This window comes from Nocardia sp. CNS-044 (genome assembly GCF_059570515.1).
This window is the reverse complement of record NZ_JCANSX010000007.1, coordinates 616,621-634,583: the sequence shown is the minus strand read 5'-3', so window position 1 is coordinate 634,583 and position 17,963 is coordinate 616,621. Positions and strand designations below refer to the sequence as shown.

20 protein-coding genes are annotated in these 17,963 nt (G+C 69.3%); 11 read left to right on the top strand and 9 right to left on the bottom strand.

The window, feature by feature from the left end:
- Positions 1–89 precede the first annotated feature (89 nt).
- Both T333_RS17660 and T333_RS17655 read right to left on the bottom strand, forming a co-directional pair.
- Positions 90–401, bottom strand: coding sequence for an AzlD domain-containing protein (locus tag T333_RS17660; RefSeq protein WP_496425123.1), 312 nt, complete (start codon positions 399–401; stop codon positions 90–92).
- Positions 398–1,132, bottom strand: coding sequence for an AzlC family ABC transporter permease (locus T333_RS17655; RefSeq protein WP_496425122.1), 735 nt, complete (start codon positions 1,130–1,132; stop codon positions 398–400). The genes T333_RS17660 and T333_RS17655 overlap by 4 nt, the downstream gene beginning before the upstream one ends.
- A gap of 80 nt (positions 1,133–1,212) precedes the next feature.
- Between T333_RS17655 and T333_RS17650 the strand changes: the two genes are divergently transcribed.
- Positions 1,213–1,782, top strand: a complete 570-nt coding sequence (locus tag T333_RS17650) for a helix-turn-helix domain-containing protein (protein ID WP_357252160.1) — start codon at positions 1,213–1,215, stop codon at positions 1,780–1,782.
- Positions 1,783–1,808: 26 nt separating this feature from the next.
- Here T333_RS17650 and T333_RS17645 read toward each other — a convergent pair whose 3' ends face one another.
- Complete coding sequence (locus tag T333_RS17645; protein WP_496425121.1) at positions 1,809–2,423, bottom strand: HNH endonuclease; 615 nt, start codon at positions 2,421–2,423, stop codon at positions 1,809–1,811.
- A 342-nt stretch (positions 2,424–2,765) separates the two neighbouring features.
- Here T333_RS17645 and T333_RS17640 point away from each other — a divergent pair, with 342 nt between their 5' ends.
- The 7 genes from T333_RS17640 to T333_RS17610 all read left to right on the top strand — a co-directional run bounded on the left by T333_RS17640 (position 2,766) and on the right by T333_RS17610 (position 7,372).
- Positions 2,766–3,170 carry a globin gene (locus T333_RS17640; protein ID WP_355000890.1) on the top strand — a complete coding sequence of 135 codons (405 nt, stop codon included), beginning with the start codon at positions 2,766–2,768 and terminating at the stop codon, positions 3,168–3,170.
- Positions 3,171–3,231: 61 nt separating this feature from the next.
- The gene (locus T333_RS17635; protein ID WP_496425120.1) at positions 3,232–4,887 is read left to right on the top strand and encodes a glycoside hydrolase family 13 protein; all 1,656 of its coding nucleotides are present in this window, start codon (positions 3,232–3,234) and stop codon (positions 4,885–4,887) included.
- 92 nt (positions 4,888–4,979) lie between these two features.
- On the top strand, positions 4,980–5,258 hold the full coding sequence (ctaJ, locus tag T333_RS17630; RefSeq protein ID WP_067787523.1) for an aa3-type cytochrome oxidase subunit CtaJ: 279 nt from the start codon (positions 4,980–4,982) through the stop codon (positions 5,256–5,258).
- Positions 5,245–5,709, top strand: coding sequence for a DUF5130 domain-containing protein (locus tag T333_RS17625; RefSeq protein ID WP_496425119.1), 465 nt, complete (start codon positions 5,245–5,247; stop codon positions 5,707–5,709). Before ctaJ ends, T333_RS17625 begins: the two co-directional genes overlap by 14 nt.
- 134 nt (positions 5,710–5,843) lie before the next feature.
- The gene (locus tag T333_RS17620) at positions 5,844–6,647 is read left to right on the top strand and encodes an NAD(P)H-binding protein (protein WP_496425118.1); all 804 of its coding nucleotides are present in this window, start codon (positions 5,844–5,846) and stop codon (positions 6,645–6,647) included.
- 111 nt (positions 6,648–6,758) lie between these two features.
- A complete protein-coding gene (locus T333_RS17615; protein WP_496425117.1) occupies positions 6,759–7,175 on the top strand; it encodes a hypothetical protein in 417 nt (138 codons plus the stop codon).
- A complete protein-coding gene (locus T333_RS17610) occupies positions 7,172–7,372 on the top strand; it encodes a DUF6186 family protein (protein ID WP_496425116.1) in 201 nt (66 codons plus the stop codon). Before T333_RS17615 ends, T333_RS17610 begins: the two co-directional genes overlap by 4 nt.
- 212 nt (positions 7,373–7,584) lie before the next feature.
- On the opposite strand, the gene pepN is transcribed toward T333_RS17610, so the two are convergent.
- Positions 7,585–10,173, bottom strand: coding sequence for an aminopeptidase N (pepN, locus tag T333_RS17605; RefSeq protein WP_496425115.1), 2,589 nt, complete (start codon positions 10,171–10,173; stop codon positions 7,585–7,587).
- A 320-nt stretch (positions 10,174–10,493) separates the two neighbouring features.
- Here pepN and T333_RS17600 point away from each other — a divergent pair, with 320 nt between their 5' ends.
- On the top strand, positions 10,494–11,324 hold the full coding sequence (locus T333_RS17600; RefSeq protein WP_357251567.1) for a phosphoribosylaminoimidazolesuccinocarboxamide synthase: 831 nt from the start codon (positions 10,494–10,496) through the stop codon (positions 11,322–11,324).
- Positions 11,325–11,346: 22 nt separating this feature from the next.
- Here T333_RS17600 and T333_RS17595 read toward each other — a convergent pair whose 3' ends face one another.
- From T333_RS17595 to T333_RS17580, 4 genes are all read right to left on the bottom strand, one after another.
- A complete protein-coding gene (locus tag T333_RS17595; protein WP_496425114.1) occupies positions 11,347–11,862 on the bottom strand; it encodes an NUDIX hydrolase in 516 nt (171 codons plus the stop codon).
- A 159-nt stretch (positions 11,863–12,021) separates the two neighbouring features.
- Positions 12,022–13,254, bottom strand: a complete 1,233-nt coding sequence (locus tag T333_RS17590; RefSeq protein WP_496425113.1) for an RNA polymerase sigma factor — start codon at positions 13,252–13,254, stop codon at positions 12,022–12,024.
- Positions 13,251–13,652, bottom strand: coding sequence for a YciI family protein (locus T333_RS17585; RefSeq protein WP_355000880.1), 402 nt, complete (start codon positions 13,650–13,652; stop codon positions 13,251–13,253). Before T333_RS17585 ends, T333_RS17590 begins: the two co-directional genes overlap by 4 nt.
- A gap of 106 nt (positions 13,653–13,758) precedes the next feature.
- Positions 13,759–14,991, bottom strand: a complete 1,233-nt coding sequence (locus T333_RS17580; RefSeq protein ID WP_496425112.1) for an NAD(P)/FAD-dependent oxidoreductase — start codon at positions 14,989–14,991, stop codon at positions 13,759–13,761.
- A gap of 180 nt (positions 14,992–15,171) precedes the next feature.
- On the opposite strand from T333_RS17580, the gene T333_RS17575 reads away from it, so the two are divergent.
- Positions 15,172–15,813: a mycothiol-dependent nitroreductase Rv2466c family protein gene (locus T333_RS17575; protein WP_357251580.1), complete on the top strand. Its 642-nt coding sequence runs from the start codon at positions 15,172–15,174 to the stop codon at positions 15,811–15,813.
- Positions 15,814–15,858: 45 nt separating this feature from the next.
- On the opposite strand, the gene T333_RS17570 is transcribed toward T333_RS17575, so the two are convergent.
- Positions 15,859–16,797, bottom strand: a complete 939-nt coding sequence (locus T333_RS17570) for a M48 family metallopeptidase (protein ID WP_496425111.1) — start codon at positions 16,795–16,797, stop codon at positions 15,859–15,861.
- A gap of 686 nt (positions 16,798–17,483) precedes the next feature.
- Here T333_RS17570 and T333_RS17565 point away from each other — a divergent pair.
- Complete coding sequence (locus tag T333_RS17565; protein WP_357251583.1) at positions 17,484–17,957, top strand: ribose-5-phosphate isomerase; 474 nt, start codon at positions 17,484–17,486, stop codon at positions 17,955–17,957.
- The last annotated feature ends 6 nt before the right edge of the window (positions 17,958–17,963 follow it).

Below are 17,963 nucleotides of genomic sequence, written 5' to 3'. Positions count from 1 at the left end.
ACAGCTGGGAAGTCGTCCGCCGCCGCGCAGAGCGCCGTGCGTGTCGACCATTCTGGGCGCCGCACCAGCCGCCGAGTTTCCGCGGCGGATCAGGAAACTCCGATGAGCCGCAGCACGGCGGTGGTCGCCGCGGCGGCCAGGATCACCACGAGCAGTGGACTGCGTCGCCACGCGAGGACTCCGCCGACCACCACCCCGGCGGGCAATGCGACGCCGACATGCCCGGTACCGAAGGGCAGGGTCGTCACGGCGACCAATGCGGCCAACAGCACGACCGCGCCGATCTCCAGCAATTGGCGCGCACGTACCGGAAATCGGATGCGGCTGCGCAACGCGGGTCCGGCCCAGCGGAAGGCGTAGGTGCCCGCGGCGAGGGCGATCACTCCGGCGGCCAACGTCATCGAGCTTCCTTCCGTCCGCAGTCGCAGGAGATGTAGTCGGCGCTCTCCGGTGCGGAGGGCGTGCGCCCCAGCGCGACCGCCGCGAACACCACGCCCGAAAGCGCGAGCAGCACAGGCAAACCCGCGGGTAGGAATGGCGCGCTGAGCACCGCGACGCCCGCGCCGACGCATACCGCCCCGAACGTCGTCCGGTCGCGCAGCGCAGGAACGACCAACGCGAGCAACACCGCGGGGAACACCGCGTCTAGCCCGAGCACCGAGGTGTCCGGCACCACCGTCCCGATGAGCGCGCCGAGCGCCGCCCCGCCCGGCCAGGCGAGTAGAACACCGAGTCCGCAAGCCCAGTAGACGGCGCGGCGGCGGTCGGGCTCGGATTCGGCCAGCGCCATCGCGACCGCCTCGTCGTTCATCACGTGCACGCCGATCAGCCGCCGCCAGCCGGTGCCGACGACGTCGGGCACCGAAAGTCCGTAGGGCAGGTGTCGCGCGTTGACCAGCAGCCCGGCCAGCGTCGCCGCGATCGGGTTGCCGCCCGCCGCGACGATGCCGATGAACAGGAACTCCGCGCCGCCCGCGAGCACGACGGTGCCGAGCAGCACCGGCAGCCACACCGGAAAGCCCTCGGCCACCGCGGTCGTACCGTAGGAGACGCCGATGACGGCGACCGCGAGGCAGACCGCCGCGATGCCGGACAGCGTCTCCCGGTCCAGTGTTCGCCATATCGAACGCATGTAGCTTATAGTGAACATGGCAGGCCGGTTCGTCAATATGGTTTTCTGTTGGGCGGTTCGGACTCGACGGGAGCTGGGGCATGGCGCGGAACGACACCACGACGGCGACGCCGCAGGCGGTGATCGCGGCTTCGCTGCGCCGCGAGCGCACCCGCGCCGGGCTCTCGCTGAGCGAGGTGGCCAACCGGGCGGGAATCGCGAAATCCACACTCTCCCAACTGGAGTCGGGTAGTGGGAACCCGAGCCTGGAAACACTGTGGGCGCTGTGCGTCGCGCTGGACATGCCGTTCTCCCGGCTGCTCGATCCGCCGCGTCCGACCGTCCAGGTGATCCGGGCGGGCGAGGGGCCGCAGGTGGCGGCCGAGCAGTCGGAATACACCGCGACGCTGCTCGCGTCCGGTTTGCCGAACACTCGCCGCGACCTGTTCCGTATCACCGCCGAACCCGGCCACCCGCGGGCCTCGGACCCGCACATCCCCGGCGTGATCGAGCATGTCCTACTCGCGACGGGGCGGGCGATGGTCGGCCCGACCGAGTCGCCGGTGGAGCTGGGACCGGGCGATTACATCGCCTACCCAGGTGACGCGCCGCACATCTTCGAGGCGCTGGAACCCGGCACCTGGGCGACACTCGTCATCGAGTACGGCTGAGGTTCAGCTGCCGATCGGGGTCGTTTTCAGGCAGCGCCTTCGCCCAGATACTGCAACCAGATCGGATCGAGGTCGGAGGTCGTGGACAGCAGCCGCCAGTGCGGCCCTTTCGGCGACACCAGCGGCGATCGCAACGACCAGCCCAGCTCACTGAGCAACTTGTCGGCTTTGCGATGGTTGCACGGCGCGCAGCTGGCCACGCAGTTCTCCCAGGAATGCTCGCCGCCGCGGCTGCGCGGGATGACGTGGTCGATGGTCTCGGCCTTGCCGCCGCAGTATCCGCAGCGGTAGCGGTCGCGGTGCATGAGCGCGGCCCTGGTCATCGGGACGCGGGCGCGATAGGGGACGCGCACGTAGGTGCGCAAACGGATGACCGAGGGAATGGCCACCTCGGATCCGGCGGAATGGACGACCGGTCCTTCGGGATTGTGGTGCACGGCGTCGGCCTTGTCGCAGATGAGCAGGACGACGGCACGGCGGGCGGACAACGCGGTGAGCGGCTCGTAGGTGGCGTTCAGAAGCAACACCCGGCGCTTCAACCAGTTGGCGGTCTCGGCCTGGACCGGCGTGAGATGGTGGCCGTGATCGGCGCGATGAGGAGCCTCACCCGGGCGGTGGGATCCCGGATGGTGATCGGACAAGATGTGCAGCGGAGTAGCCCCCGACCCACGATTGTGGACGTCGGCGGGCTGGAGTTGTCGGTGGGTCCTGGCCTCGTGTGACCGGCCGTGCCGCTGCTTCATTAGGGAGACCCCGATTTCGTCAGGTTCAAGATCATGTGGTATCTCCAGCGGAGACTGCCACCAATATGACCATGGAACTCGCCTGATTGCACGGTGATTTCGCACAATGTTGGGTTAACTGCCGCTGAAGAGCCGCTGCTCCGCTATCTGGACCGCGGTCGCGCGGTCCGTCCAGCCGTGGCGCCTCGGCCCGCGCCGGGCACAATGGAGTGCGGGGATTCGACCAATCGAGAGGACCTGATGAGTTCGGGCGAGCAGACCACGACGTCGTTCTACGAGGCGGTCGGCGGCGCGGAGACGTTCCATCGGCTGGTGGCGGTGTTCTACCGGGAGGTGGCCGCCGACGAGATCCTGCGCCCCCTCTATCCGGAAGAGGACCTCGGCCCCGCGGAGCGCAGGCTGCGCATGTTCCTGGAACAGTACTGGGGCGGTCCGCGCACCTACTCCGACGAACGCGGACATCCGAGGCTGCGGATGCGGCACATGCCGTTCACCATCGGCCCGCTCGAACGCGACGCCTGGCTCCGCTGCATGCACATCGCGGTCGCGGAGATCGAGCCGGAGGTCCTCGACGACGAACACCGCAAGGCCCTGCTCGACTATCTGGAGATGGCCGCGTACTCGCTGGTGAACTCGCCGATGTGAGCCACGGGGTGCCGTACCGGCCGCGAAAGGTATTCGCTGTAAATTTGCCAGATAGTGTGACATGCGGTCACCCAAGGGGAATTCGCCGAATGCCTTTGGCACTATTGGGAACGTGACAGCTACACCTGCCGTGCGGGCGCCGGCGGACCGCAGTGACCAGCCGTGGTGGCGTTCCGCCGTGTTCTACCAGGTCTACCCCCGTTCCTTCGCCGACTCCGACGGCGACGGCATCGGTGATCTAGGCGGCGTCCGCGAGAAGCTCGGCTATCTGGAATTGCTCGGCGTCGACGCGCTGTGGATCTGCCCGGTGATGCGGTCGCCGATGGCCGACGGTGGCTACGACGTCGCCGACCCCCGCGACATCGACGCCCTGTTCGGTGGCATGGCCGCGCTCGACGCGCTCATCGCCGAGGCACACGCCCGGCGACTCAAGGTCACCATGGACTTGGTGCCGAACCACACCAGCAGCGAGCACCCATGGTTCCAAGCGGCGCTGGCCGCTGCGCCGGATAGCCCCGAACGGGCGCGATACATCTTCCGCGACGGCCGCGGACCCAACGGCGACGAGCCGCCCAACAATTGGCCGAGCATCTTCCGCGGACCCGCGTGGACCAGGGTCACCGAGCCCGACGGCACGCCCGGCCAGTGGTACCTGCACCTGTTCGCGCCCGAACAGCCCGACCTGAACTGGGAGAATCCCGAGGTCGTCGCGGATTTCGAGCGGACGCTGCGGTTCTGGCTCGACCGCGGCGTGGACGGCTTCCGCATCGACGTGGCGCACGGCATGGCCAAACCGCCGGGCCTGCCGGACATGGAGACCGTGTCCACCAAGATGCTCATCCACGACGACAGCGACCCGCGCTTCAACAACCCGGCCGTGCACGACATCCACCGCCGCATCCGCAAGGTGATCGACGAGTACCCGAACGCGGTGTCCATCGGCGAGGTCTGGGTCGACGACAACACCCGCTTCGGCGAATACGTGCGACCCGACGAACTGCATCTGGCCTTCAACTTCCGCCTGGCCGAGACGGCGTTCACCGCCGAGGCGGTCCGCCACGCCATCGACAATTCGCTGGCCGCGGTCGCGCCGGTCGGCGCCTCGCCCACCTGGACCCTGTCCAACCACGACGTCGAACGCGAGGTCACCCGCTACGGCGGCGGCCCGACCGGGTTGGCGCGGGCCAAGGCGATGATCCTGGTCGAGCTGGCGCTGCCCGGCTCGGTGTTCATCTACAACGGCGCCGAGCTCGGCCTGCCGAACGTGGACGACCTGCCCGAGGAAGTGCTGCAAGACCCGGTCTGGGAACGGTCGGGCCGCACCGAACGCGGGCGCGACGGCTGCCGGGTGCCGATTCCGTGGGAGGGCGACCGGCCGCCGTTCGGGTTCACCAAGGGTGAGCGCTCGTGGCTGCCGATTCCGCCGGAGTGGGCCGGGCTGACCGTGGAGGCGCAGCTCGAGGAGCTCGGATCCACTGTCTCGCTGTACCGGCTGGCGATCGAGTTGCGCGGCCTGCGACCGGAATTCGCCGGCCCGCGGATCGAGTGGTACGGCAGTCCCGCGGGATGCCTTGCCTTCCGCCGCCCCGGCGGGCTGGTCTGCGTGCTCAACGCGAGCGCCGCACCGATCCCCCTACCGCCCGGCGAACTGCTCCTCGCCAGCGCGCCGCTGACCAGTGGCCACCTGCCGCCCGACGCGGCCGCCTGGCTGGTCTGACCTATACCGCGACCAGGGGAAGCTGGAACGACACAGGGGTGAGTGGCCGACCGGACGAGCGTCTACTACACAGCATCGTCTACCGTAAGGCCGTGAGCATTCTCGAGACAGTGCTGATCTTCGTCGGCATCCCGCTGGTGATCTACGCGGCGATCGCCGGATTGTCGTTTCTCGGTAAGCCGCTGCCCGGCGAGAAGCCGGTTCACTTCGAACTCGGACAGAAGTGGACCGCGGAGCCGGTGCTGTGGAGTGCTACCGACGAGGTGACCGGACACGGCCACCACGACACCGCTCAGTCGCATGGCAGCCATGCGGCTATCGAATCCGCCCAGGTTGAGCTGATCGGAGGCCGGGCAAGTGGCAAGTTCTAAGTGGCCCGCGGTGGTCGAGGCCGACCTCCCGCACGGGTACGCCCTCACCAGCAGCGGACGCGTGTCCGGCGTGCACGAGGCGGGCGACCTCTTCAGGGAAGCCCCCTTCAGCGATGAAGAGCGCCTCGCCATGGACAACGCGCTGACCGAGGCGACCAGGGCGACCAAGGTGCGCTTCAACATCTACGTCGGCGATCTCGGCGCCGACACGGCGGCGGGCGCGGACGCGCTCTTCGCCACGACCCCCGAGGCGGCGCGCTCGGTGCTCATCGCCGTCTCGCCCAACGAGAAGGCGATCGAGGTCCGCTCCGGCCACGATATCGCCGACCGCGCCAACGACCGCGTCTGCCAGCTCGGCGTCACCGCCGCGCTGAGCTCGATCCGCCAGGGCGAGCTGATCGACGGTTTGATCTCCGCGGTCCGCGTGATGGCTGCCGCCATCGGTCGCTGACCCCCACGTCACCAGCGTGCTCGCGGCGCGCCCACCCGGTTCGGGTGGGTGCGCCGCTCGCGTTTCCGGGTGTGCTTGCGTCGCTGCGGAATTGGGGGTTGTCGCGAGCGGCGGAGTGCGAGCACCTTGGGAAGATGAAGATTCTTGTCACGGGAGCGACCGGCAACATCGGACGGATGGTGGTGGACCACCTGCTCGCGGGCGGCGCGACGGACGTGCGTGCGCTGTCGAACCATCCCGAGCGCGCGGCGTTCCCCGCGGGCGTCGAGGTCGCGCACGGTTATCTGCGGCGGCTGTCCTCGCTGCCCGCCGCCTTCGAGGGCGTCGACCGCATGTATCTCGCGCCGGTGCTGGAGACGGTGAACGAGGTGGTGGAGCTGGCGAAGGCGGCGGGCATCCGGCATATCGTGGATCTGTCGGGTGACGCGTCCACCGACTGGCAGCCCATCGCGAAGGCCGTCGAGGGTTCCGGCCTGGACTGGACCCACCTGTACGCCGGTGAGTTCACCGAGAACGCCACCATCTGGGCCGGACAGATCAAAGCCTCGGACGAGATCCGCGATCCGCACCCGGACGCCGCGAACGCGCCACTCACCATGGACGACATCGCCCGCGTCGCGGCGAAGGTGCTGCTCACCGAGGGGCACGCGGGCAAAACCTATGAGCTGACGGGCCCGGAGACGCTCACCAGGGCCGAGAAGATCAGCGCCATCGGCGCCGCCCTCGGACGGGACCTCACCGTCGTCCAGCTGCCACGTGACGAAGCCATCCGGCTGCTCGAACCGGATATGGGGGAGTACGCGCAGTGGTACGTCGACGGAATCGCGAGCATGGTCGAGCACCCGCAACAGGCCACGACCGTGATCGCGGACCTCACCGGCGCACCGGCCACCACCTTCGCGCAGTGGGCGCGGGACAACGTCGACCTGTTCCGCTGAGCCGGGCGGCTCAGCCGCCGGTGGGCGGAAACCGCCGAAGCCGATCGGTTCTGCGGAGTGGCGGCAGCGCCACGTGGCGCTCCGGGTCTGTCGTGGTCGTATCCTGCGACGATGGCAGCGGAGTCGACGCCCGGAGCGCGTCCGTCGAGCGGATGGCGCGTGCTCGCTGTTGTCTGCGTCGTCGCGGTGGCGGCGGTCGGGTCCGTAACTCGGCCGTTCGGCTGGGCCGCGACAGTGCTGGTGGTGGTCGTCGGCGTGGCCGTATTGATCCGGGCCATCCGTTCCCCGAGCTCGGTGCGGCCGAAGGACCCGCCGCTGCGCCGCGGCACCGCGATGTGGTCCGCGCTGCTGCTCGCGATCGCCGGATGGGAGGCGTACGCCTTTGTGCGCCAACCGGATTGGACTAAGCCCAGCGACCAGCATCCGACTCTCTCGACCCTGCTCGATCCGGGTCTGGAACAGGGCCCGCTGCGCTTCGCGGGCTGGCTGGTCTGGTTGGCCGTCGGCTGCTGGCTGGCGACGCGATGACCGAGCGCGCCATCGTCATCGCGGGTTTCGTCGCCCTCTTCGCGCTAGCCCTCGGCCTGACCGCGCTCGCTCATCTCCGCCGGGATCTGATCGCTCCGCTGACCGAAGTGGCTGCCGCCGCCCTCGACCACCGCTCGGTGCGCATCCTCGCGGTGCTCTGCTGGGCGTGGCTCGGCTGGCACTTCCTCGCTCGCTGAACATCCCCGCCGACCTGACGTAGATCAGCTCGGGATGCCGGGCCCGGCGCGGCGCGCTGAACCTTCGGCCAAGCGGGGGCGCACAGGGATCGCACGCCGCGCATTGGTGGCGGCTGCGAGGCGTTCAAACGGTGGGCCCGACGGCTTCCACTGCGGCGAGGCCGACGGATTGCGTCCGGAGGAGACGTGGTCTCTCCTCCGGACGATCCGGACTATCGTGCGTCGAACGCCCGTGCGCGCAGCGAGCGTTCGATGCCCGCCTTGCCCTCGGAGACCAGGCGGCGCAGGGCGGGCGGGTGGTTCCCGGCGAGGAACTTGTCCGCGACGGCGACCGCGTCGTCGGTGATCTCCCACGCCGGGTACAGGCCGACGACGACCGTCTGCGCGACCTCGCTGGAGCGCCGCTCCCACACCGCGGGGATCTCGGCGAAGTACCGCTCGACGAACGAGCCGAGCAGCTCGCCCTGACCGGCCGGTGCGAAGCCGCCGACGATCGCGCGGGCGGTGATGTTGGGCAGCGAGTCGTCGTCCATCACCCGGGTCCACGCCTGTTCCTTGACCTCGGCGATCGGCCGCGCGGTCGCCGCGGCCGCGGCCTGGCGCTTGCCCGCCGCGGTCGGGTCGTTGGCGAGCTCGCGGTCGATGGTCGGAGAAGCCGTGCCCTCGGCGTCGATCTCGCCCGCCGCGGCGAGCGCGCTGACCAGCCGCCAGCGCAGATCCGTGTCGACCACCAGTCCGCCGAGACCGACCGAGGCCGGGTCGCCGTCGAGCAGTTCGCGCAGCACCTCGGTGTGCCAGGCCGACAGCCGCGCGCCGGTCAGCGCGTTGACGAAGGCGAGCTGGTGGTCCGAGCCAGGCTCGGCTTCGCGCGCCAATTCCAGCAGGCGGTCGGCGAATTCGGGCCAGCCCACCGAAGCCGCCCACGCGGGATCGGCGTAGCTGCCGATCGCGGTGTGCGCCTGCATGAGCAGCCGCTGCACCACGCCGATCTCGGTTTCCGCGCCGACGCCGCGCTGCACGAGCGCCACGAAATCGCGGGCCTTGAACTCGGCCTGCCTGGTCATCTCCCACGCCGCCGACCAGGCCAGCGTGCGGGGGAGCGGCTCGGCGATGTCGGCGATGCGGTTGACGAGCACGTCGAGCGAGTCGGCGTCCAGCCGCACCGAGCAGTAGGTCAGGTCGTCGTCGTTGACCAGCACGAACTTGCCGCGCGGTACGCCGACCAGCTCGGGCACCTCGGTGCGTTCGGCGGCATCGAGATCCAGCTCGACGCGATGGGTGCGGACCAGCTTGCCGTCCTGGTCGTCGTAGACGCCGACCGCGAGCCGGTGCACGCGCCGCTCGCCCGCGCCGGGGGCCGCGCCTTCCTGGACGACCGCGAAGGAACCGAACTTGCCGTCGGCGTCGACCTGGAAGTCGGGCCGCAGGATGTTGAGGCCGGTGGTCTTGAGCCACTGCGAGCCCCAGGTCGACAGGTCGCGGCCGGAAGACTTCTCCAGTGCGGTCAGCAAGTCGTCGAAAGTGGCGTTGCCGTAGGCGTGCTCGGCGAAGTAGTCGCGCAGACCCGCCAGGAACGGCTCCAGCCCGACGTAGGCCACCAACTGCTTGAGCACGCTCGCGCCCTTGGCGTAGGTGATGCCGTCGAAGTTGACCTCCACCGCGGCGAGGTCCGGGATGTCGGCCGCGATCGGGTGCGTCGACGGCAGTTGATCCTGCCGGTACGCCCAGGACTTCTCCACGTTGGCGAAGGTGGTCCAGGCGTTGGTGTACTCGGTGGCCTCGGACTGGCACAGCACCGAGGCGAAGGTGGCGAACGACTCGTTCAGCCACAGGTCGTCCCACCACTTCATGGTGACCAGGTCGCCGAACCACATGTGCGCCATCTCGTGCAGCACGGTCTCGGCGCGGCGCTCGTAGGACGCGCGGGTGACCTTGGAACGGAAGACGTAGTCCTCCAGGAAGGTCACCGCGCCCGCGTTCTCCATCGCGCCAGCGTTGAACTCCGGCACGAACAGCTGGTCGTACTTGCCGAAGGCGTAGGGCACGCCGAAGTTGGCGTGGTAGAAGCCGAAACCTTGCTTGGTCTCGGTGAAGAGGCGGTCGGCGTCCATGTGCTCGGCCAGCGACGCGCGGCAGTAGATGCCGAGCGGGATCGAGCCGTGCTCGTCGGTGTAGGTGTCGGTCCACTTCGCGTACGGGCCAGCGATCATGGCGACCAGGTAGGTGCTCATTCGCGGCGTGGTGGCGAAGGTGTGCACGGCGACCCCGCCGGATTCCTGTTTGCCGCCCGCACCATTGGAGACGACTTCCCAGTCGGCGGGCGCGGTGGCGGTGATGTCGAAGGTGGCCTTCAGGTCCGGCTGGTCGAAGCAGGCGAACATGCGCTTGGCGTCGGCGGTCTCGAACTGCGAGTACAGGTAGACCTTGTCGTCGGTGGGATCGACGAACCGGTGCAGGCCCTCGCCGGTGTGCGAGTACACGCAGTCCGCCTCGACGACCAGTTCGTTGCGCTCGGCCAGGTTGTGCAAGGCGATGCCCTTGGCCTCGTCGTAGTCGGAGATGTCGAGCGGGGTGCCGTTGAGCGCCGCCGAACGCACGCCGGCCGCGACGATGTCGATGAAAGTGCTCGCGCCCGGCGTCGCGGTGAAGGTCACGGTGGACTTCGAGCCGAACGTCTCGCCGACCGCGCCGTCGGTGCCGGTCGGCTGGTCGGTGAGATCGAGTTCGATGCGGTAGTTCTCGACGCTGACCGTGGCGGCGCGCTCGATCGCCTGGTCGCGGGTGAGATTCGGGGCAGACATGGAACTCCTTCGCTCTTCGACGAACACGGCACGGTGCGAGCTCGCGGCGGGATCGCCCACCGGGAGCGCGACAGCGTCCACAATGCCACCGGGCGGGACCGCCCGCGCGGAACTTTCTCGGCCAACCCTAGTGGGCGCAGCCGGACGAAGTCGGTCCCTCGACTGCGCATGGCCGGGACGAATACCGACTGATGGGCGCATGCGGCCGCTAGCGAGACCAATGCACGCGGCCGCCGGGCGGCGGCAACGGGCCGGACGCGGCGCGGCGGTATCGTTCCTGTGCAGCGCAGACACACATCCACGGATTCGGAGGCTCCACGTTGAAGCATGTGCACGCCGGTAAGGTGCGCGACCTGTACGAGGACGGCGACACGTTGCTGCTGGTGGCCTCCGATCGGGTCTCGGTGTACGACGTGGTGCTGCCGACGCCGATCCCGGAGAAGGGCGCGCTGCTGACGCAGCTGTCGAACTGGTGGTTCCAGTTCTTCGCCGACGTGCCCAATCACGTGCTGTCCACCACCGACGTCCCCGCGGAGTTCGCGGGCCGCGGCGTGCGGGTCAAGCCGCTGAAGATGGTGCACGTGGAGTGCATCGCGCGCGGCTACCTCACCGGCTCGGGTCTGAAGGAGTACGAGCGCACCGGCACCGTGTCCGGCGTCGCGCTCCCGCCCGGCCTGCGCGACGGCGACAAGCTGCCCGAGCCGATCTTCACCCCCACCAGCAAGGCGTCCGAGGGCCACGACGAGCCGATCACCTTCGCCGACGTGGTGAACCAGGAGGGCCGCGAGGTCGCCGAGCAACTGCGCGATCGCACCCTCGACATCTACCTGCGCGGCGCCGAGCACGCCGCGAGCAAGGGTGTCATCATCGCCGACACGAAGGTCGAATTCGGCTGGGACGGTGACGTTCTCACCCTCGGCGACGAGGTGCTCACCTCCGACTCCTCGCGCTTCTGGCCCGCCGATCAGTGGGAGCCCGGCCACCCGCAGCCCTCCTTCGACAAGCAGTTCGTCCGGGACTGGTCCACCTCGACCGGCTGGGACAAGGAGCCTCCGGGGCCGGAGATTCCGGCCGACATCGTGGCGGCGACTCGCCGCAAGTATCAGGAGGCGTTCGAACTCATCACCGGCGTGAAGTGGGCGTCGGCCTGAGTTCCCGCCAGGCTCCGCGTTTTCAGGGCCGAGTGTCGTCGGTGCGGTTCAGGTCTCGGTCGGTTTCCGCGCGCAGGTGTTCGGTGAGGAGGTCCAGGTAGGGCCGCTGCCCGCCGATCAGTTTGTCGTGAGCGGTCGCCAGGTCGAACCATTCGGCGCGGTCGATTTCAGGGAAGGCGACGAGACGGCCGGAGTGCGGCGGCCATTCCATCTCGAAGGTGCCGGGGTCGAGTTGGGCGGGATCGAGGTCGCCCTCCACGGCCCACGCGACGAGCCGCTTGCGCCCGCTGCTGTACCGGACCTCGCCCAGCGGGATCCATTCTCCTTCCGGCGCGGGCAATCCCAGCTCTTCGGTGAATTCGCGGCGGGCAGCCAGCGCGGGGTCCTCGGTGTCCGGGTCGTATTCGCCCTTGGGGATCGACCAGGCCGCGTTGTCTTTGCGCGCCCAGAAGGGCCCGCCCATGTGGCCGAGCAGGACTTCGGGATCGCCCGACGTGGTGCGAAACAGGAGTACGCCCGCGCTGAATGTCGCTGTCACACCAGCAGTCTGCCGCGCCACTCGACCGGAGCGCCCGATGGTCGGCGGTCGTGTCGGCAGCGATGTGGTGCGGCTTGGACCGCCCGTGCGAGGGTCGTGTGGCGCCGGTGCTCGCGGTGCAGTCGCGGGATATCGGCGCGCAGGGCACTCGCAGTTCGGTCAGCGTTTCGCGGCGGTCTCTTGGCGCAGTCGCGCCGCACGCAGCGTCAGATAATCCCGCTCCGGCACACTCGTGGTCCGGCGGGCCGCCGCGGTGTAGTGCGCGACGGCAACCGGATACTCACCCGCCATCTCGTGCAGGTGCCCGCGCACCGCGTCCAGCCGATGACCAGCACCCGCGAGCGGCTCCTCGAGGGTGTCGATCAGCGCCAGCCCCGCCGACGGACCGTGCACCATCGCGACCGCGACGGCTCGGTTCAGCGTGACCACCGGATTCGGCGCGATGCGTTCGAGCAGGTTGTACAGCGCCAGGATTCGCGGCCAGTCGGTGTCCTCCGCACGCGGCGCCTGCCCGTGCACGGCCGCGATCGCCGCCTGCACTTGGTAGACGCCGGTGAGTCCATGCGACAGGGTGCCGGTGACCAGTCGCACGCCCTCGGTGATCATCGCTCGATCCCATCGACCTCGTTGCTGCTCGGCCAGCGGAATCAGCTCGCCGTGCGGACCGACGCGGGCGGCACGGCGAGCGTCGGTCAGCAGCATGAGCGCCAGCAGACCGGTGACCTCGACGTCGTCGGGCAGCAGCCGGTGCACGGCGCGGGTCAGCCGGATCGCCTCGCCGGAGAGGTCGGTTCGCTGCAATTCGGCGCCCGACGTAGTGGTGTGCCCTTCGTTGAAGATCAGATACAACACGTGCAGCACCGAGCCGAGTCGCTCTCGCCACTCGGCGGCATCGGGCCTGACGAATGGACGATCGAGCGCGGCGAGGCGCTTCTTGGCCCGCGCGATGCGCTGGGCCGTGGTCGGTTCCGGCAGCAGGAAGGCGCGCGCGATCTCCGTTGTGGTGAGTCCGCCGACCGCCCGCAGCGTCAACGCGATCGCACTCGCCGAGGACAACGCGGGGTGGCAGCACAGGAAGAACATCGCCAGGGTGTCGTCCCGGTCGACGGTCTCGGTGTCCGGCACCTCGCGCTCGAAAACAGTTGCCTCCCTGCGCCGCCGCGCCGCTTCGGCGCGCACCACGTCCGCCATCCTGCGCTGCGCGACCTGGACGAGCCAGCCGCGCGGATTGTCCGGCAGCCCCGCCGCGGGCCACTGGGTCGCGGCGGCGAGCAGGGCCTCCTGGACGGCGTCCTCGGCGGTGTCGAAGTCGCCGAAACGGCGCACCAGGACGCCGAGGACCTGGGGCGCCAGTTCGCGCAGCAGGGCCTCGGCGTCGGAGGACAGGGTCACAGTTCGGCGGCGGGAGCGCTCATCACCGCGCGCACTTCGATGTACTCGCCGATCGGCTTGCCGCCGGGGCCGGGCGCGGCCGAGGCCTGGGCGGCGATCTGCAACGCGCGTTCGGGGCTGTCCACGTCGACGAGCCAGTACCCCGCCAGGAATTCCTTGGTCTCGGGGAACGGGCCGTCGGTGATCACCGGGGCGGAGCGGCCGTCGGCGCTGACGATGCGCGCACTCTCCGGTCCTGCCAAGCCTTGCGCGTCGACCAGCTCGCCCGATTTCGCCAGTTCCTCGCCCAGCGCACGCTGAAAGTCGATGTGCGCCTCGAGATCCTCCGGCTCCCACTCCGAGATCGGGGTGTCGCAGTAGGCGGCTTCGCTGTAGGTCTTGATCAGCATGTACTTCATGGTCGGCTCCTCGCGGATCGGCGCGCCCCTTCGGCGCTCTCGTAGGTAGGTCGGAGCGGGGCGCGCCTCTTCGACACATCGCTCACGGGAGGTTCAGTGATCTGGATCACAGTGACGTCGAGGTGTCTGCCAGGCGGTCGGGGTCGGCCGGCTCGCCCGCGGTGATCAGCTCCTTGATCCGGTCGGTCACGTCCCACACGTTGACGTTCATGCCCGCGAGCACGCGATTCTCCGAGTCCAACCAGAACGCGACGAACTCGCGCTGGTCCAGATCGCCGCGTACCACGACCCGCTCGTACCCGCCGGGCGCGGCGTAGCCGGTGTACTCCATGCCGAGGTCGTACTGATCGGTGAAGAAGTAGGGCAGCCGGTCGTAGGTCGCCGACTTGCCGAGCATGGTCGCCGCCGCGACCGCGGGCTGGTTGAGCGCGTTGGCCCAGTGCTCCACCCGGATGCGGCGGTCGAGCCGCGGATGCTGCTGTTCGGCGATGTCCCCCACGGCGACGATGTCCGGATCGCTGGTGACCAGGCTCGCGTCGACGAGCACGCCCTTGTCCACCTCGAGTCCCGCCTCGGCGGCGAGCTCGATATTCGGCCTGGCGCCGACCGCGACCAGCACCGCGTCGGCGGCGACGGTCGTCCCGTCGGCCAGCCGCAGCCCGTCGGCGATCGCCGTCGCGATCCCGTCGTGCGTGGTGATCTCCTCGACTTGGGCGCCGAGGCGTAGATCGACGCCGTGCGCCCGGTGCAGGTCGGCGAAGACCGCGCCCATCTCGGGTCCGAGCGCGCCGAGCAGCGGCTGTTCGGCGGTCTCCACGATGGTGACGTCCATCTCGGCGGCGCGGGCGGCCGCCGCGACCTCGAGACCGATCCAGCCCGCGCCGATGATCGCGAGCCGGTCGCTCTGGCCGAACAGGCCGATGAGGGTGTCGGAGTCCTCGATGGAGCGCAGCGTGTAGACGTTGGGGGTGTCGGCGCCGGGCAGCGACAACGTGCGCGGCGTGGATCCGGTGGCCAGCGCGAGTTTGTCGTAGGCGAGCGTGGAGCCGTCCGGCAGCGTGATCGTCTTGGCGTCCCGATCGATCGCGCTGACGGTCGTGCCGAGCAGCAGGTCCACATTGTGGTCGCGGTACCACTGCGCCGGATTCACGGTGAAGTCCGCGAGCTGCTTCTTGCCGAACAGATGTTCCTTGGACAGCGGCGGTCGTTCGTACGGCAGGTGCTCCTCGGCGCTGACCAGGGTGATCTTCCCGTCGAAGTCGTTGTCGCGCAGGGCTTCCGCCAGCTTGGCCGCGGCAAGTCCACCGCCCACGATCACGAAACGCCGATCCGAGGTCATTTGCGGACTCCTTCTCGGGAGGAAACGCGTGCCCACTCGAGCCTACTGTCGGCGGGTGTTCCGCAACGCCTTATCCGGACATCGGTTCGGGGCGGGAACGAATCGTCCGGCGGCGTGGTTGGTTCCGGGTGACGGCGCTCGCGCGCCGCGCTTCTTGCATGCGATCGAGAGGAACGACCCGTGACCGACACGGCCGAGAAGAACGTCGCCGATTTCTGGTTCGACCCGCTGTGCCCTTGGTGTTGGATCACTTCCCGCTGGATCTTGGAGGTCGAGCAGGTCCGCGACATCGAGGCGCGCTTCCACGTGATGAGCCTCGCGGTGCTGAACGAGGGCCGCGATCTGCCCGAGCAGTACCGCGAACTGATGAACAGCGGCTGGGGTCCGGTGCGCGTCGCCATCGCCGCCGCCAAGGACCACGGCGACAAGGTGCTCGCCCCGCTCTACACCGCGATGGGCAGCCGCATCCACGATCGCAAGGCCGAATACGAGCGGCCGACCATGCAGGAGAGCCTGGCCGCGGTGATCGCCGACGCGCTCGCCGAGGTGGGCCTGCCCGCGGAGCTCGCGAAGGCCGCCGAGAGCACCGAGTACGACGAGGCGCTGCGCAAGAGCCATCACGAGGGCATGGACAAGGTCGGCCAGGACGTCGGCACCCCGACCATCCACGTCAACGGTGTGGCGTTCTTCGGCCCGGTGCTCTCGCGCATCCCGCGCGGCGAGGACGCGGGCAAGGTCTGGGACGGCGTCGTCGCGCTGGCCTCCTACCCGCACTTCTTCGAACTCAAGCGGACCAGGACCGAGGACCCGGTCTTCGACTGAACGCGAAACCGGGCGCCGCGCGTTCGCGGCGCCCGGTTCGTCGGCTCAGGGCACCGGCTTCGGCGGCAGACTCGGCACCTCGCCGTACGGGCCATACGGCACGGCGCCCATCGGCGGCTGCGGGCTCGGGCGCAGGAAGAGCTTTCCGTGCCTGCTGCGGTCGCGCAGCGCCCACATCCGCCAGGTCAGCACCGGGTGCGAGGACAGGGCATTGACGAACCAGACGAACCCGCCCTTCTCGGTCGCGGCGCGGTCGGCCATCTCGTCGAAGCCGACGAGGGTGTTCATGTACTTGCCCGCCGCCAGCGTGCCCATGGCCGCGGCCGCGCCGGTGTGCCGGTTGCAGTAGCCGTGGTTGTCGGCGGTGTACTCCTGCGAACGGATCAGCGAACTGCCCAGGATCGGCAGAAACGGCACGAGGAACATGCCCAGCTGTCGCCAGTACGAGGTGTGTCCGGCGGCGATGTGGCCGACCTCGTGGCCGATGATGAACGCGAGCGCGTCGGGTTCGCGTGCCTTGCCGCCGATTTCGAACAGGTCGCTGTAGACGACGACGAAGCGCCGGAAGCCGTGCCCGGAGGCGAAGGCGTTGATCTGGCCGTTGCCGAGCACCACATAGGCGTCGGGCACCTTCGCCATACCCAACCGGGCCGCCGCCTCGACCACCATCTGATAGCCCTCGGGGAACTGCGTCGGCGACATCTTCACGCCGTTCACCCGCTGCGACGCGTAGTTGATACCGCGCCCCACCCAGACCAGGATCGGCGCGAAGACGAGCAACAGCAGGTAGTCGCTCGGCACCGCGCCGTCGGCGAGCACCACGACGAGCATGACGATGGCGATCAGGTAGGCGACCGTCGTGCACACCACCACCAGGACGAGCAGCGGGATCTCCCAGCTGTGCCTGGCGGGCATCCCGAACGGGGAGAGGCCGCGCGGCATGTTCTTCGGCGGTACGGGGGGTGGTGCGCCGTAGGGCGTCATCGGACCGGCGCCGTAGGGGGACGTGGGCTGAGCGCCGTAGGGCGAGGTGGATCCAGTGCCGGGAGGCGGCGTCGGCTGGGCGCCGTGAGGCGACGTGGATCCAGCGCCATAGGGCGAGGTGGATCCAGTGCCGGGAGGCGGCGTCGTTGGGGTGCCGTAAGGCGACGTGGATCCAGCGCCGTAGTGCGAGGTGGATCCGGCGCCGGGAGGCGGCGTCGGCTGGGCGCCGTAAGGCGACGTGGACCCAGCGCCGTAGTGCGAGGTGGCCCCGGCGTCGCGAGCGGGTGTGGATCCAGCGTCGTAGGGTGACGTGGGTTCAGTGCTGTAAGGCTTCGAAGTCTCGGTGCCGTAGGTCGGTTGGGCGCCGGTGTGCTGTGGTATCGCCGAGCCGGGCTGCGGCGGTTGCTGTTCCTGCCCCCACCCGCTCGGCGGCGCGTACGGGGATTCCGGCTGGTCGGCTCGGTCCGGCGGCGTCGGTTCGTGCGGCTGCATGGAATGCACTCTATTCATCGGTAGGGGCGGGGTTCTCGCGTCCGAGAGCCAGCGCCGCTGTGCTGTCGGACACTCGCTGGTCAGTGCCCGCGGGCACGCCTCGTGTCAGCAGATTCGCGCCGGACGGCGCTGGTGTTGATGGCGGACGGTGCCCACCCGGATCGGCTGTCGCGCGGCCTGACAGAATCGCAGCCATGCGCGTATACCTGGGTGCCGACCATGCCGGTTTCGAACTGAAGAATCACGTCAAGGCCCATCTCCAGCAGGCGGGCCACGAGGTCGTCGACTGCGGCGCCCTCGAGTACGACGCCCTGGACGACTACCCCGCCTTCTGCATCGAAGCGGCTCGTCGCACCGTCGCCGATCCGGGCAGCCTCGGCCTGGTCTTCGGCGGCAGCGGCAACGGCGAGCAGATCGCCGCGAACAAGGTGCCCGGCGCCCGCTGCGCCCTCGCCTGGAGCGTGGAGACCGCGAAGCTGGCCCGCGAGCACAACAACGCGCAGCTGATCGGCATCGGCGGCCGCATGCACTCCACCGAGGAGGCGCTGGCCATCGTCGACGCGTTCGTCTCCCAGCCGTGGTCCGAGGAGGAGCGCCACCAGCGCCGCATCGACATCCTGGCCGAGTACGAGAAGACCGGTGTCGCTCCCGCCGTCCCGGCGTACTGAGGTCAC

What these genes read in the sequence shown, in the direction of transcription:
- T333_RS17620 (WP_496425118.1), top strand. Translation starts at nt 5,844, where the DNA reads ATGAAGATTCTTGTCACGGGAGCGACCGGCAACATCGGACGGATGGTG.
- T333_RS17660 (WP_496425123.1), bottom strand. Translation starts at nt 401, where the DNA reads ATGACGTTGGCCGCCGGAGTGATCGCCCTCGCCGCGGGCACCTACGCC.
- T333_RS17580 (WP_496425112.1), bottom strand. Translation starts at nt 14,991, where the DNA reads ATGACCTCGGATCGGCGTTTCGTGATCGTGGGCGGTGGACTTGCCGCG.
- T333_RS17635 (WP_496425120.1), top strand. Translation starts at nt 3,232, where the DNA reads ATGCGGTCACCCAAGGGGAATTCGCCGAATGCCTTTGGCACTATTGGG.
- T333_RS17640 (WP_355000890.1), top strand. Translation starts at nt 2,766, where the DNA reads ATGAGTTCGGGCGAGCAGACCACGACGTCGTTCTACGAGGCGGTCGGC.
- T333_RS17570 (WP_496425111.1), bottom strand. Translation starts at nt 16,797, where the DNA reads ATGACGCCCTACGGCGCACCACCCCCCGTACCGCCGAAGAACATGCCG.
- T333_RS17610 (WP_496425116.1), top strand. Translation starts at nt 7,172, where the DNA reads ATGACCGAGCGCGCCATCGTCATCGCGGGTTTCGTCGCCCTCTTCGCG.
- T333_RS17650 (WP_357252160.1), top strand. Translation starts at nt 1,213, where the DNA reads ATGGCGCGGAACGACACCACGACGGCGACGCCGCAGGCGGTGATCGCG.
- T333_RS17655 (WP_496425122.1), bottom strand. Translation starts at nt 1,132, where the DNA reads ATGCGTTCGATATGGCGAACACTGGACCGGGAGACGCTGTCCGGCATC.
- T333_RS17615 (WP_496425117.1), top strand. Translation starts at nt 6,759, where the DNA reads ATGGCAGCGGAGTCGACGCCCGGAGCGCGTCCGTCGAGCGGATGGCGC.
- T333_RS17585 (WP_355000880.1), bottom strand. Translation starts at nt 13,652, where the DNA reads ATGAAGTACATGCTGATCAAGACCTACAGCGAAGCCGCCTACTGCGAC.
- T333_RS17565 (WP_357251583.1), top strand. Translation starts at nt 17,484, where the DNA reads ATGCGCGTATACCTGGGTGCCGACCATGCCGGTTTCGAACTGAAGAAT.
- pepN (WP_496425115.1), bottom strand. Translation starts at nt 10,173, where the DNA reads ATGTCTGCCCCGAATCTCACCCGCGACCAGGCGATCGAGCGCGCCGCC.